This window comes from uncultured Roseovarius sp. (genome assembly GCF_963972555.1).
GTDB lineage: Bacteria > Pseudomonadota > Alphaproteobacteria > Rhodobacterales > Rhodobacteraceae > Roseovarius > Roseovarius mucosus.
On the sequence record NZ_CAXAUM010000004.1, the window covers coordinates 87,239 to 99,955 of the forward strand.

A 12,717-nucleotide genomic window follows, 5' to 3' on the forward strand; every position below is an offset into this window, starting at 1 on the left:
AAATGCGCAAACCCACTGCGGGGCAAGAGGTATCGGGAGATCGAAACGCGCCCCTACGACGGAGCCGAAGCCCGCTGGTGCGACTTGTAAGATTTGATAGAGAGAGGTTCTGATTTGGATTTGCGCAAGGCCAGCCGCAGGAAACCTGACCGTCTCGCCGATCTGCGCGCCCGCAGAAGCCTTGCGCCTGATTGACCCCGATGCAGAGGTCAAAAACCTCGTGGCGCGCACGCTTGATAGCTCTTTCCCTGATCGCCGGTTGAGCACGCATCTAGAAAAATGCATCGCCTTTGCACGCAAGAGGGCTTGGGCATGGCCGGGGTGCTTGCGACGGTCCACTCCCTGTGCTGTAACGCGCCCAAGATTGGCGGGATGTTTCTATTGAATGACGGAGAGATGACGGAATGAAAAAAGCGTTGATCACTGGGGTGACGGGGCAGGATGGCTCTTACCTTGCGGAGTTCCTGCTGGAAAAGGGCTATGAGGTGCATGGGATCAAGCGCCGCGCCTCGCTTTTCAACACGCAGCGGGTGGATCATATCTATCAGGACCCGCATGGCGGGCGGCAGAATTTCAAGCTGCATTACGGCGACCTGACGGACAGCTCGAACCTCACCCGCATTCTCAGCGAGGTGCAGCCTGACGAGGTCTATAACCTCGGTGCGCAATCCCATGTCGCCGTCAGTTTCGAGGCACCGGAATATACCGCCGATGTCGATGCCATCGGCACGCTGCGCCTGCTCGAGGCGATCCGCTTTCTGGGGCTGGAGAAAAAGACGCGCTTCTATCAGGCGTCCACCTCCGAGCTTTATGGTCTCGTGCAGGAAATCCCGCAGCGCGAGACGACACCCTTTCACCCGCGCAGCCCCTATGCGGTGGCCAAGATGTATGCCTATTGGATCACGGTCAATTACCGTGAGGCCTACGGCATCTATGCCTGCAACGGGATCCTCTTCAATCACGAGAGCCCCCGGCGCGGCGAGACCTTCGTGACGCGCAAGATCACGCGCGGGTTGGCCAATATCGCGCAGGGGCTCGAGGATTGCCTCTATATGGGCAATATCGATAGCTTGCGCGACTGGGGCCATGCCAAGGATTACGTCCGCATGCAGTGGATGATGCTGCAACAAGAGGTGGCGGATGATTTCGTCATCGCGACGGGGGTGCAGTATTCCGTGCGCGAGTTCATCACATGGTCGGCGCGCGAATTGGGGATCACGCTGGAATTTACCGGCACGGGCGTGGACGAGATCGCCACGGTGACGGCCGTGACCGGCGATATGGCCCCTGCGGTGGCGCCGGGGCAGGTGATCATGCGCATCGACCCGCGCTATTTCCGCCCCGCCGAAGTGGAAACACTGCTGGGCGATCCCACCAAGGCCAAGGAAAAGCTCGGCTGGGTGCCCGAGATTACGACACAAGAGATGTGCGCCGAGATGGTGGCCGAAGACCTGAAGACCGCGCAGCGGCACGCTCTGCTGAAAGTGCATGGTATGGAGTTGCCGGTGAGCGTGGAAGGGTGATGGCTTTGCCTGAAATCTCGGCAAACTATCTGGTTGGCCCAAAGCGCACGGTTTTACTCCGCAAGAGTTGGCGGCGTGTTTGATGGGCTGGAGCGTGTGCCAAACAATTTTGTCGGGGACCGGATGACGCGGGATACGTGGTTCGGGTTTGTCGAGGCTTGGCTGTGACTGGAATACGATGCAAACAGGCTTGCCGGCCAACTGAATGCAGCCCCTCCTCAGTGCGCCATCTGGGACCTTTAATTCAGGTTTGAATGTCACAAGAACGCATCGGCTTTGACCTTACAATTTTGGGCCTAAACCTTACAAACCTTACAGGAGTAACTCTATGACCCGCATCTACATCGCAGGACATCGCGGCATGGTCGGGGGGGCGATCCTCCGCCGCCTTCAGGCCCGCAAAGACGCGGGCGAGGACTTGACTCTGCTCACCCGCACCCATGCGGAAATGGACCTGACCAGCCAATTGGCGGTGCGCGAGTTCATGCAGGCCGAGCGGCCCGATGTGGTTATTCTTGCCGCCGCCAAGGTCGGCGGTATCCATGCCAACAACACCTATCCAGCTGATTTCATTTACGAAAACCTGATGATCGAGTGCAATGTAATCCACCAGGCCTTTGACGCGGGCGTGCGGCGGCTGTTGCAATTGGGCTCTAGCTGCATCTATCCCCGTGCTGTGCCCCAGCCCATGCGCGAGGACGCGCTCCTGACCGGCGTGCTCGAGCCCACCAACGAGCCCTATGCCGTGGCCAAGATCGCTGGCATCAAGCTCTGCGAGAGTTACAATCGCCAGCACGGCACCGATTACCGCTCGGTCATGCCCACCAATCTCTACGGCCCGGGCGACAACTTTCACCCTGAAAATTCCCATGTTTTACCGGCACTTATCCGTCGCTTTCACGAGGCGGCGCTGGAGGGGCGCGACGAGGTCATGATCTGGGGATCTGGCACGCCACGGCGCGAATTCCTGCATGTCGATGACATGGCCGAGGCCAGTCTCTTTGTGCTGGACCTGCCACAGGGTGTCTATGCCGCCAATACAGAGCCGATGCTGAGCCATATCAACGTGGGCTGCGGCACCGATGTTTCAATTCTGGAACTGGCGCAGATGGTGGCCGAAGTAACTGGATTTCAAGGAAAAATCTCGACCGACCCCAGCAAACCCGATGGCACGATGCGCAAGCTGATGGATGTCTCGCGGCTGGCCGACATGGGCTGGCGTGCGCGCATCGGTCTGCGCGAAGGGATTGAGGATGCCTATCGCTGGTATCTCGATCAGGCACCGGGCAGCGTGCGCGGATAGCTTAATCTGCGCCGGATCCTGCTCATCCGAAGGGGATTCGTTCAATTGAGCACCCATTCTGGTGGCGTGTTGCTCGACCGTGGTGACGCCGAGATTCCGGTAACAGGTTGAAAAAGCGACGAGATCTCAATTCACCGTCGCGGATGCTGCTCCTCCTGTCATACGCTTTCGCTCAACGGAAAGCGTTAGGTGCCTAGGCGCATATTTCCCGACCTGACCGGTCGGTTACGCAGCTGACTTCTTCAGCCCCGGACGCGTCGATCTACGCAGTGTTTGCTGTGCGTCTTCGATGTTTGAAAAGAAAAAGGACTTAGCGAGCGAGCGCTAAGTCCCTGAAATCTTTGGCTCCGGCGGTAGGGATCGAACCTACGACCAATTGATTAACAGTCAACTGCTCTACCGCTGAGCTACGCCGGAACATGTGGGCCGTATAGCAACCGGATTCGGAGAGGTCCAGAGGCTTTGTGACAAAAATTTAGGGAGAAGAGCATGTCGTTTAGGAGCGTGCGAATTTTGCGTCCGCATGCAATCTACCCACCGGCGCGACTTGGGATTTCTGCATCAAATCGATGAGATGCGCGAGCACGTTGCGGCGGGCGGCGGGCAGGAGGTTTTGGGGCGTGTCGGCATAGACGCGGGCCGTGATTTCCGTTGTGTCAAGAGGCGCTTGGGTGAGGGTCTCGAGGATTGCCGCCTCGCGTGCCTTGCGATGCGCCACCAGCCAGTCAAGGCGGGCTTTGGGTTGTTCGATCGGGGCACCGTGGCCGGGCAGGAAGCGCCGCGCTGACAGCCTTCCAAGCCGCGCGCAAGAGCGCAGAAAATCCGTCAGGTCGCCATCTGGCGGCGAGACCAGCGAGCTGGCCCAGCCCATCACAAGATCACCGGTCAACACGCTGTCGGCGATCTCGAAGCTCATGTGATTGCCAAAATGTCCCGGTGTCCAATGTGCGGTGATCTGCCAACCATCGCCTGTTATCCGCTCGCCGTCACAGAGCACCAAATCAGGGGTAAAATCCGCATCCACCCCTTCGCCACCGCCCATCAGCCCACTCTGGGCAAGGTGCTGCATCATCGCGCTGCGCCCTGCCCGGGCATCGCCATAGGCCAGCACCGGCGCGCCAGTTTCGGCCGAGAGGCGCGCAGCGAGGGGCGAGTGATCGAGATGCGCGTGGGTGACGAAGATGTGGCTCACGCTCTGGCCTGAACCTATGGCAGCCAGGATCGCCGCGAGATGGGCCGGATCATCGGGGCCTGGGTCAATCACTGCAAGGCGCCCTGTGCCGACGAGATAGGTGTTGGTCCCCCAAAACGTCATGGGGGACGGGTTTGGAGCCAGAATGCGGCGAATATCTTGCCCGAGGTCCTCAGCGATGCCGATGGGCGGGCTTTTTTCTTGGGTCGCTTGCATGGCTCTTCCTTCTGGCAGCGCGCGCAGCTAGGTTTAGCCATGTCGCTGCGTTGGCTCAAACCCTATCTTCCGCGAAGCCTCTATGCTCGGGCGGTTTTGATCCTGCTGTTGCCGGTGATCACGCTGCTGTTGGTCGTTTCGCTCGTGTTTGCCCAGAGGCTGTTTGACGACGTTACGCAGCAGATGGTCAAGACCGTGGCGCGCGAGGTGCGGCTGGTTCTGGACGAGCCCGAGGGCAGTCCGGTGGCCGCAATGCTGGAAATCGACCGGCGGCACGTGCCCGCATCCGAGATGCCAGAGGCCGATGACTATGATTGGTTTGACCTTTCGGGCAGCGTGGTCATTCGCGAATTGCGCGGCTATTTCGAGGATCTCGAGCGCGTTTCGTTGACTGACAATCAGTATGTTATGCTTTATTTTCAGAAAGATGGCTCAGTGATCGAGCTTGTATTCGACCGGCGTCGGGTCTCGGCGCGACGGCCCTATCAGGTGCTGCTCAATCTGGCCTTCTATGGCATCCTGATGACCGTTGTTTCTTATGTTTACATGCGAAAGCAGCTCAAGCCGATTACCCGCCTTGCAGAGGCGGCAGAGGCCTTTGGGCGCGGCCGGCATGTGCCTTATCGTGCGTCGGGCGCGCTCGAAGTGCGGGCGGCGGGCAATGCCTTTCTCGATATGCGGGCGCGATTGGAACGGCAGATCGAGCAGCGCACGTTGATGCTCTCGGGGGTGAGCCACGATCTGAGAACGCCACTGACCCGCCTGCGGTTGAGCCTTGCCATGCTGGAGGATGAGGAAGCGAGCCCAATGCTGCGTGACGTGGTCGAAATGGAGCGATTGCTGGAAGGGTTTCTGGCCTTTGCGCGCGGGGCGCATGAGGGTGAGCCGGAGCCGGTAGATCCGATCGCCCTTGTGCGTCAGATTGTCGAGGACTCCCAAAGGGCGCAGAACCCCGTGACCTTGATCGAAGCACGGGGCGAAGGAACTGTAGCCCTGCGCGCTGAGAATATTCGACGGGCGGTCGAAAATCTGATCAACAATGCTGTGCGCTATGGTTCGCGGGCAGAGGTTTCGGTGGTAATGACCGAAAAATCTTTGAGAATCAGGGTTGAGGATGATGGGCCTGGTATTCCGCCAGATAGCAGGGGCGATGCGATCAAGCCATTCACGCGGCTGGAACCGGCCCGAAATCAGAATCGTGGGATGGGCGTGGGCCTTGGCCTGTCCATCGTGCTTGATGTCGCGCGGGCGCATGGCGGAACGCTGCGGCTAGGAGAGAGCGCACGGCTCGGCGGACTCAGCGCGGACATCGTGATTGCGCGCTGAGCTTTCTCGAAAGAAAAATTAAATCAGGTAGTTATCCGGCGCGCCTCTCGTCAAAGCTGAGCGCGATGAAGCTGGGAAGGTGATCGCCGAGCCCCACGACACGCGGCCCGCTACCATGATCCTGACGCCCACGCCCTTCTCTTTGACGCGGCGCGTTATTGTCATTGCGGTCGCGATTGCGGTCCGGGCGGGGCTCATTTCGCTCCTGCCGAGGCTCGGGCGTGCGCTCTGTCCGGCGCTCCTGCTGGCGTTCCGGCTGTGGGGCCGCTTCGATTGCCTGTTCGGCCGATGTCTCCGGTGCCTTGTGGGCGGCGACCGGGCGCTCTTCGGGCTTGCCACGGCTCACGCTGCGGGTACGGCGGGGCTTTGCGGGACGCTCGTCGCTGCCTTGCGGCGCTTCGGTCTCCGTGGTCGAAGGGGTGAAGGTTACGGGGCTCTCGACGCGTGGAATTTCCTTTTGAAGCAAGGCTTCTACGCCGGCTAGGTTCTTTTCGTCGCGCGGGTTGCAGATCATCAGCGCCTTGCCGCTGCGCCCGGCGCGCCCGGTGCGACCGATGCGGTGGACGTAATCCTCGGCATGGCTGGGTACGTCGAAGTTGAACACATGGCTGACCGCGGGCACATCAAGGCCGCGGGCGGCCACATCAGACGCGATCAGAAAGCGCAGGGTGCCCGCACGAAAGCCGTCGAGTGTGCGCGTGCGTTGGCTCTGATCTAGGTCACCGTGAATAGGTGCCGCATCATAACCGTATTTTATCAAAGACTTAGCGACCACATCTACATCAATCTTGCGATTGCAAAAGATGATGGCATTGCTACAAGAGTCGCCTTCGCGATCGATCAGGGCGCGCAGTAGTTTGCGCTTTTCGCTGTCGGCCTTGTCTCGACGCGACGGTTTGAACATCACGACACCTTGCTCGATTGTCTCTGAGGCGGTGGCTTGGCGCGCAACTTCGACCCGTGCTGGGTTCGACAGGAAGGTGTTGGTGATCCGCTCAATCTCGGGTGCCATGGTGGCGGAGAAGAAAAGCGTCTGGCGCGTGAACGGTGTTAGGCTGAAAATTCGTTCAATATCAGGGATAAAGCCCATGTCGAGCATGCGATCGGCCTCGTCCACGACCATGATCTGCACGCCGGTCAGCAAGAGCTTGCCGCGCTCGAAATGATCGAGCAGGCGGCCGGGGGTGGCGATCAGAACATCGACGCCCTTGTCGATCAGCTTGTCCTGCTCCTTGAAGCTGACGCCACCAATGAGCAACGCCTTTGTGAGCTTCAAGTGCTTGGAATACGTATCAAAATTCTCAGCGACCTGAGCCGCTAGTTCGCGCGTGGGGCATAGAACGAGGCTGCGCGGCATGCGGGCGCGGGCGCGTCCGCGCGAGAGAAGTGAGAGCATCGGCAGGGTAAAACTGGCGGTTTTGCCTGTGCCGGTTTGGGCTATTCCGAGTACGTCGCGCCCTTCGAGCGCGTGGGGGATGGCTTCGGCCTGAATGGGGGTTGGCGTTTCGTAACCGGCCTCTTCGATGGCCTTCAACACCTTGGGATTCAGGTTCAGATCGGAAAATTTTGTCATGTGTATCCGTGGTTTACGGACACAATCCTGGCCCGTACGACTGATGCGGGTTCGGGCCCCTCATGGGCCTGTGGTTCTCCACATGGATGACCCGCTGCGCAGCACTTACCTGAGAACGCGGTCAGCGTCAATGCACAGCGGATTCTTGGCAACAATACTGGCGTAGTTTGCCAAGATTATGGTGTATTTGGAAACACTTACATGTGTTTCGGAAAGTGGCGCATGCGTTTGGTGTCAAGGTCGAGAGAGATGCGGTGTAGATGTCCGAAAGAGTCCAGCCGCTCTTGCAATTCCGGGGTGGCGGTGCAGACCTCGGTAAAGAAGCGGTTCAGGGCAGCTTGCCCGCCGTCCTCTTCGAGCATCTGAAAAAACTCATGCATATTAAAGGCATAGCCGTCGGAGTGGGGGGCGGGTTTCAACTCGGCGCGGTAGGAGCCCATGCTGAGGCGGTAGCGATAGGCGGCGAGCCAGTGATCCCATGTGGCTGCATGGTGATGGCAGAGGCGCAGTTCATGTAATTCTTCAGCTTTGTTGTCCATCTGTTTGGTTATAAACGCATTATGGATGCGCAGGTTGATGTCGGGCAGGCCGGTGCGGACAAAGACCTTGCCTGCCACATGGCTGAGAAATCCGCCATTCAGATAGGGGCCATAGGTGGGATAGATGGCGTTGGTTTGCACCCGTCTTTCGGCTTGGGAGAGGGCGCAGGACTTGTAAGTTCTGTAAGGTTCGGCGTCGATTTTGTAAGGTTCAGGGGCGAGCGCCTCGACCGGGCGGACGCGGGCGCTGATCCGGTCCGGCGCGACCTGTGACAGGCGGTCGGCAATGGTCATTTCGGACCAGAGGAATTCGTCCACGTCGATATGCGCGAGCCAATCGACCTGGGCCCGCCGGTTGAGGCAATGGGTGGCGTTGAGGGTCTGGCGGGACTGATGCTTGTCGGGACGTCCCTTGCGCGCCCGGCGGCGCCAATAGTCCTCGTTACACAGGACGACGCGACATTTGGGATGGGCGCGCAGGGCAGCCTCGGCCTCTGGGTCGGGGGCATCAAGATAGACATGCACGCGGTGCGCGCCCAAATCGAGATGATGGGCGGCAAAGTTGAGCGTGTCGCGGGTGGGGGCCTTGATCGTGGCGACCACGCCCCAGGTGGGTGATGCGTTCATGGGCGCAGGATGCGGTCAAGCCGCAGGGCGCGCAAGGGGCGTCAGTCGAACTTGCGCGAGGGGGCCAGAACGGTGGCTTCGCCGATCAGAACCTTCTTGCCATTCACCAGACACCGGCAATCGAGTTGCACGCGGCGCTTGCCGTGGTCGATGCCGATCACTTCGACCTCGGCATGAACCATGTCGCCGGGGCGGACAGGCGCGAGAAACTTGAGGGTCTGGCCCATGTAGACGGTGCCATGCCCCGGCAGTTGCTCGCCGATCACGGCAGAGATGAGGCCAGCAGTCAACATGCCATGGGCGATGCGCCCCTCGAAAATGGTGTCCTGCGCGTAGTCGTCATCGAGATGCACCGGGTTGCGGTCGGTCGAGACCTCGGCAAACAGCTCGATGTCGCGGTCGGTCACGACTTTGCGCAGATGGCGGGTCATGCCCATCTCGATGTCTTCGATGCAGATCGTGCCGCGCGGCATATTGTCCAACATTCGCCCCTCCGGTGGGTTTGGTGGGTAATTATCGGGCGATATATTGGCCCATGTTGGAATTTTATTACTTTGCGGTTGCAGAAAAATCAAGCGCTTTCTGTCAGCGGAGGAAACCGATCGTGTAGGTGGGAGAGGCGTTTTCCTTTGAAAGATAAGCAGTTAGTGCCGCCTCGTCGGGTTGGTGCGACGTTTTGGTCTCATTGGCTGCAAGCCCGCCCGAGATGAAGAGGGAATCGATATCCTCGCCCATTGCACCCGCCACATCGGTATGCACACCGTCACCGATGGCGAGGATGCGGGGCGTCTCGACATCGCGACCAAGTGACAGCAGGCGGCGGCGGGCGAGGTCATAGATGGGCGGATGCGGTTTGCCGAAATAGAGGCTTGTCCCCCCCATTTCGGTATAGAGGCGCGCGAGGGCGCCCGCGCACCATTCCCGCACCTCGCCGCGATCCACAACGATGTCGGGATTGGCGCAGAGGAGTTTCAGGCCCTTTTGCTTGGCATAGAGAAACTGTGGACGCAGGTCGGCGGGATCGGAATGGGGATCGAAAGGGCCGATGCAAACAATGCCTTCGGCCTCTTCCAGCGGAACGCGGGTGATCGGCACGGGGTTCTCGATCAGGTGAAGCGGATCGAAAAAGCGGTCATCGAAGGGTTGGCCAATGAACCAGACCTTTTCGCCGACGACGCCCTGAAACATCGCGGCGCGGGCGCTGTCGCCAGAGGTGGCGATGGTATCCCAGGCGTCGCGGGGCACGCCAAAGCCGTCGAGCTGCTTTTCCACACCGCCGCGCGCGCGGGGCGAATTGGTGACAAGTACCACGGTGCCGCCCTGCGCGCGGTAGGATTGCAGCGCTGCCACCGCATCCGGAAGGGCGCGCACGCCGTCATGCACACAGCCCCAGAGATCGACAAAGAGCGCGTCATACTTGTCGGAAATGTCGGTGAGGGCGGTGATGAGACGGGTCATTTGCGGCTCCTGTACTGGCTTTGGTGCAGATATGGCAGGGGGGCCGCAGTTTGGCCAGCGGTGGAATGGAGTATTTGGGCCAAGAAGAAGCGGGCGTGGTTCAGTGGCCGTGCGGACGCACGATGTGGTAATCGCCGCTGAGATAGGTCAGCGGTTTTTGCCCGGCATTGGTCAGCGCCGTCACGGTGCCAATGCAGATGGCGTGGCTGCCGTGGATGATCCGGTCGGTGAGGTGGCAGGAAAAGGCGGTCGCACGCGGCAGTACCGGGCCTTCGGGGCGGGGCGTGATTGGCAGACCATCAAACCTGGCGGCGGGATTGTCCGGCGAGGGGCCGGCAAAGGCGCGTGCCACCTCGACGGCATCCTCGGCCAAGACATTGACGCAGAAAGCTCCATTCTCGATCACCGCGCGGGCGATGCGGCTGTCGGTGCGCAGGCACACAAGCACCGAGGGTGGATCGGCGGAAAGCGAGGAAAAGGCGCTGACCGTGGCCCCGGCGCGGCCGGCCAGCCCGTCGGTGGTGACAACCGTCACGGTGGCCGCGACCTGCCGCATGGCGGCTAGAAAGGCGTCGCGGTCTACGCTGCGTGTGTCTGAGGTCACGGGTGCTGCTCCTGTTGGGGGCGGACCCTTTGGGTAGCCCCGAATTGTGGCGGGGTAAAGGAAATCCCGATCCGAGCGCGCAGGTAGCTTGGTTCCCGGGCGTTTCAAACGTGGTGGAGAAGAAAAAACCACGCAGGCCGGGCCTGCGTGGTCAGGGGGACGGTTGATCCGTCCTTGTGGTCTATTTCGTGATGATCTCTGGTCCCATCACCGCATTGGGCAGCGCGGTCGAGATCCATGGCACATAGGTGACGATGATCAGGAACACGAAGAGCACGGCGAGGAAGGGCAGGGCCGCACGCACCACCGCCATCATCGGCATGCCCGCCACACCGGAGGTCACGAAGAGGTTGAGGCCGACGGGGGGCGTGATCATGCCGATTTCCATGTTCACCACCATGATGATGCCAAGATGAATGGGGTCGATGCCCAGTTCGATGGCGATGGGGAACACCAGCGGCGCGACGATCACCAGAAGGCCCGACGGTTCCATGAACTGTCCGCCGATGAGCAGGATCACGTTGACCACGATGAGGAACGTGACAGGCCCGAGCCCCGCGCCGAGCATGGCGTTGGCTATATGCTGGGGGATCTGTTCCTCGGTCAGCACATGTTTGAGGATGAGCGCGTTGGCGATCACGAACATGAGCATTACGGTGAGTTTGCCCGCATCCAGCAGCGTCTTGCGGGTGTCGCGGTGGAAAAAGGCCGTGATGAGGGCCGAGGGGCGTTGATAGAGCGCCAGCGGTGCCTGACCGTCGCCGCGCGCCAGAGGACCCATGTCGCGGTAAACGAAGCTTGCCACGAGGAAGGCGTAGACGGCGGCCACGGCTGCTGCCTCGGTGGGGGTAAAGATCGCACCCGTGATGCCGGGGATGCCGTAGATCCCGACCATGATGATGACGATCAGGAAGAGGCCCCAGAACGCCTCGCGGAAGCTGTCGAGCATTTCCCCCACGCCGCGCCATTCGCCCTTGGGCATGTTCTTGAACTTGGCGATGACATAGATGGTCAGCATCAGCATCGTGCCTGCCAGAAGCCCCGGCAGCACGCCTGCGAGGAACATCCGTCCAACGGAGACATCGGTGGCACTGGCATAGACCACCATCACGATGGAGGGCGGGATCAGGATGCCGAGCGTGCCTGCGTTACAGATCACACCGGCCGCGAATTCCTTGGTATAGCCCAACTGGCGCATCGCCGCGATGACGATGGTGCCGATGGCCACCACCGTGGCGGGGGACGAGCCCGAGAGGGCCGCGAACATCATGCAGGCCAGCACGCCTGCGATGGCCATTCCGCCGGGCAGGTGCCCCACGCAGGCGATGGCAAAGCGGATGATGCGTTGCGCCACGCCGCCTGTCGACATGAAGGACGAGGCCAGCACGAAGAAGGGAATGGCCAGCAGCGTGAAATGCCCGACGAACGCGTTGAGCAGCGTGCCCGCGATGGAGGCGAGCGACGTGTCGGAGTAGATCAGCATGAAAAGAGTGGAGCTGAGCCCGAGCGAGATGGCGATCGGCACGCCGATCAGCATCAGGCCCACGACCATGGAAAAGAGCAGGACGACGTCCATCAGTTTTGTCCCCCTTGGGCGTTACGGGCTTCGGCCGCGCGCAGTTGTTCGATCTCGTCCTCGACCTCGTGGCTGGCGATCAGGCGATCGCTCTTGCCGCTCCAGATGGCGAAGGCGACCTGGGTAAAGCGCAGCACCAGAAGGAAAGCCGAGAGCGGCAGAACGAGATAGGGCACCACCTTGGGCAATTTCTCGTAAGGGTCCCCGTAGTTGATCAGGTCTTCGAGAAAGCGGAGCACGGCCAGCATGGGCACGTCCTGCACCTCGTAAAAGCTCTGGGAGCGGGCGGAGGTGTCGAAACCGGTCGGGAACCAGCGCCCGGAGGTGGGGGGCAGGTCGGCAAAGACGGCCCAGTAATCGTAGCACCCCTTGAGCAAGAGCAGCGAAAAGAAGAGGCAGGCCCCAACCGCCAGCAGCCCCACGAGCCGGCGCGCGGGGGCGGAGAGCAGGTTGATGACTGCGTCTACGCCCAGATGCGCGTGTTTCTTGACCGCGTAGGAGGCGCCCAGAAGAACCAGCCAGCCGAACATGAACACGGTCAGTTCGAGCGCCCAAAGGATATTCGTGTTGAACACATATCGGGCGATGACATTTGCGAAGGTCAGCAATGTCATCATCCCCAGGAGAGCGGCGATCACCGTCTCCTCGATATGGTCGATTAGCCCAGTCTTGTGCTGCATCGTCCCATTCCCAGATTTTTGTGATTGATTGCGGGCTGCAGGACGGGCGGTTTCCGTGGAAATCCGCCCGCTGCGCCCAATGGCCCGCCCGAACAGGGGC

Annotated in this window: 11 protein-coding genes and 1 tRNA gene; 3 read left to right on the plus strand and 9 right to left on the minus strand. The window is 60.7% G+C overall.

From position 1 onward, the window contains the following. Nucleotides 1–404 precede the first annotated feature (404 nt). Both gmd and AACZ65_RS05250 read left to right on the plus strand, forming a co-directional pair. The gene (gmd, locus tag AACZ65_RS05245) at nucleotides 405–1,523 is read left to right on the plus strand and encodes a GDP-mannose 4,6-dehydratase (RefSeq protein WP_037271233.1); all 1,119 of its coding nucleotides are present in this window, start codon (nucleotides 405–407) and stop codon (nucleotides 1,521–1,523) included. Nucleotides 1,524–1,851: 328 nt separating this feature from the next. Next, the gene (locus AACZ65_RS05250; RefSeq protein WP_339668638.1) at nucleotides 1,852–2,826 is read left to right on the plus strand and encodes a GDP-L-fucose synthase; all 975 of its coding nucleotides are present in this window, start codon (nucleotides 1,852–1,854) and stop codon (nucleotides 2,824–2,826) included. Nucleotides 2,827–3,168: 342 nt separating this feature from the next. On the opposite strand, the gene AACZ65_RS05255 is transcribed toward AACZ65_RS05250, so the two are convergent. Both AACZ65_RS05255 and AACZ65_RS05260 read right to left on the minus strand, forming a co-directional pair. Next, nucleotides 3,169–3,243: transfer RNA gene (locus AACZ65_RS05255), tRNA-Asn, on the minus strand. A 79-nt stretch (nucleotides 3,244–3,322) separates the two neighbouring features. Then, nucleotides 3,323–4,234 carry an MBL fold metallo-hydrolase gene (locus tag AACZ65_RS05260; RefSeq protein WP_339668640.1) on the minus strand — a complete coding sequence of 304 codons (912 nt, stop codon included), beginning with the start codon at nucleotides 4,232–4,234 and terminating at the stop codon, nucleotides 3,323–3,325. Nucleotides 4,235–4,273: 39 nt separating this feature from the next. Here AACZ65_RS05260 and AACZ65_RS05265 point away from each other — a divergent pair, with 39 nt between their 5' ends. Next, entirely contained in the window at nucleotides 4,274–5,560 is a 1,287-nt protein-coding gene (locus tag AACZ65_RS05265; protein WP_339668642.1) for an ATP-binding protein, read from the plus strand. A 31-nt stretch (nucleotides 5,561–5,591) separates the two neighbouring features. Here the strand turns inward: AACZ65_RS05265 and AACZ65_RS05270 are convergent, their stop codons facing one another. The 7 genes from AACZ65_RS05270 to AACZ65_RS05300 all read right to left on the minus strand — a co-directional run bounded on the left by AACZ65_RS05270 (nucleotide 5,592) and on the right by AACZ65_RS05300 (nucleotide 12,617). Beyond that, nucleotides 5,592–7,133: a DEAD/DEAH box helicase gene (locus AACZ65_RS05270; protein WP_339668644.1), complete on the minus strand. Its 1,542-nt coding sequence runs from the start codon at nucleotides 7,131–7,133 to the stop codon at nucleotides 5,592–5,594. 197 nt (nucleotides 7,134–7,330) lie between these two features. Continuing rightward, nucleotides 7,331–8,299: a glycosyltransferase family 2 protein gene (locus tag AACZ65_RS05275; protein WP_339668646.1), complete on the minus strand. Its 969-nt coding sequence runs from the start codon at nucleotides 8,297–8,299 to the stop codon at nucleotides 7,331–7,333. A 41-nt stretch (nucleotides 8,300–8,340) separates the two neighbouring features. Further along, nucleotides 8,341–8,784 carry a MaoC family dehydratase gene (locus AACZ65_RS05280; protein WP_008282995.1) on the minus strand — a complete coding sequence of 148 codons (444 nt, stop codon included), beginning with the start codon at nucleotides 8,782–8,784 and terminating at the stop codon, nucleotides 8,341–8,343. Between the two features lie 100 nt (nucleotides 8,785–8,884). Beyond that, nucleotides 8,885–9,757: a TIGR01459 family HAD-type hydrolase gene (locus AACZ65_RS05285; protein WP_339668651.1), complete on the minus strand. Its 873-nt coding sequence runs from the start codon at nucleotides 9,755–9,757 to the stop codon at nucleotides 8,885–8,887. A gap of 100 nt (nucleotides 9,758–9,857) precedes the next feature. Continuing rightward, nucleotides 9,858–10,361: a flavin reductase family protein gene (locus tag AACZ65_RS05290; protein ID WP_339668653.1), complete on the minus strand. Its 504-nt coding sequence runs from the start codon at nucleotides 10,359–10,361 to the stop codon at nucleotides 9,858–9,860. Between the two features lie 181 nt (nucleotides 10,362–10,542). After that, complete coding sequence (locus AACZ65_RS05295) at nucleotides 10,543–11,937, minus strand: TRAP transporter large permease (RefSeq protein WP_339668655.1); 1,395 nt, start codon at nucleotides 11,935–11,937, stop codon at nucleotides 10,543–10,545. After that, nucleotides 11,937–12,617 (minus strand): TRAP transporter small permease, encoded by a 681-nt coding sequence (locus AACZ65_RS05300; protein ID WP_339668657.1) that lies wholly within the window; start codon nucleotides 12,615–12,617, stop codon nucleotides 11,937–11,939. Before AACZ65_RS05300 ends, AACZ65_RS05295 begins: the two co-directional genes overlap by 1 nt. Nucleotides 12,618–12,717: the final 100 nt, after the last annotated feature.

What these genes read in the sequence shown, in the direction of transcription:
- gmd (WP_037271233.1), top strand. Translation starts at nt 405, where the DNA reads ATGAAAAAAGCGTTGATCACTGGGGTGACGGGGCAGGATGGCTCTTAC.
- AACZ65_RS05250 (WP_339668638.1), top strand. Translation starts at nt 1,852, where the DNA reads ATGACCCGCATCTACATCGCAGGACATCGCGGCATGGTCGGGGGGGCG.
- AACZ65_RS05260 (WP_339668640.1), bottom strand. Translation starts at nt 4,234, where the DNA reads ATGCAAGCGACCCAAGAAAAAAGCCCGCCCATCGGCATCGCTGAGGAC.
- AACZ65_RS05265 (WP_339668642.1), top strand. Translation starts at nt 4,274, where the DNA reads ATGTCGCTGCGTTGGCTCAAACCCTATCTTCCGCGAAGCCTCTATGCT.
- AACZ65_RS05270 (WP_339668644.1), bottom strand. Translation starts at nt 7,133, where the DNA reads ATGACAAAATTTTCCGATCTGAACCTGAATCCCAAGGTGTTGAAGGCC.
- AACZ65_RS05275 (WP_339668646.1), bottom strand. Translation starts at nt 8,299, where the DNA reads ATGAACGCATCACCCACCTGGGGCGTGGTCGCCACGATCAAGGCCCCC.
- AACZ65_RS05280 (WP_008282995.1), bottom strand. Translation starts at nt 8,784, where the DNA reads ATGTTGGACAATATGCCGCGCGGCACGATCTGCATCGAAGACATCGAG.
- AACZ65_RS05285 (WP_339668651.1), bottom strand. Translation starts at nt 9,757, where the DNA reads ATGACCCGTCTCATCACCGCCCTCACCGACATTTCCGACAAGTATGAC.
- AACZ65_RS05295 (WP_339668655.1), bottom strand. Translation starts at nt 11,937, where the DNA reads ATGGACGTCGTCCTGCTCTTTTCCATGGTCGTGGGCCTGATGCTGATC.
- AACZ65_RS05300 (WP_339668657.1), bottom strand. Translation starts at nt 12,617, where the DNA reads ATGCAGCACAAGACTGGGCTAATCGACCATATCGAGGAGACGGTGATC.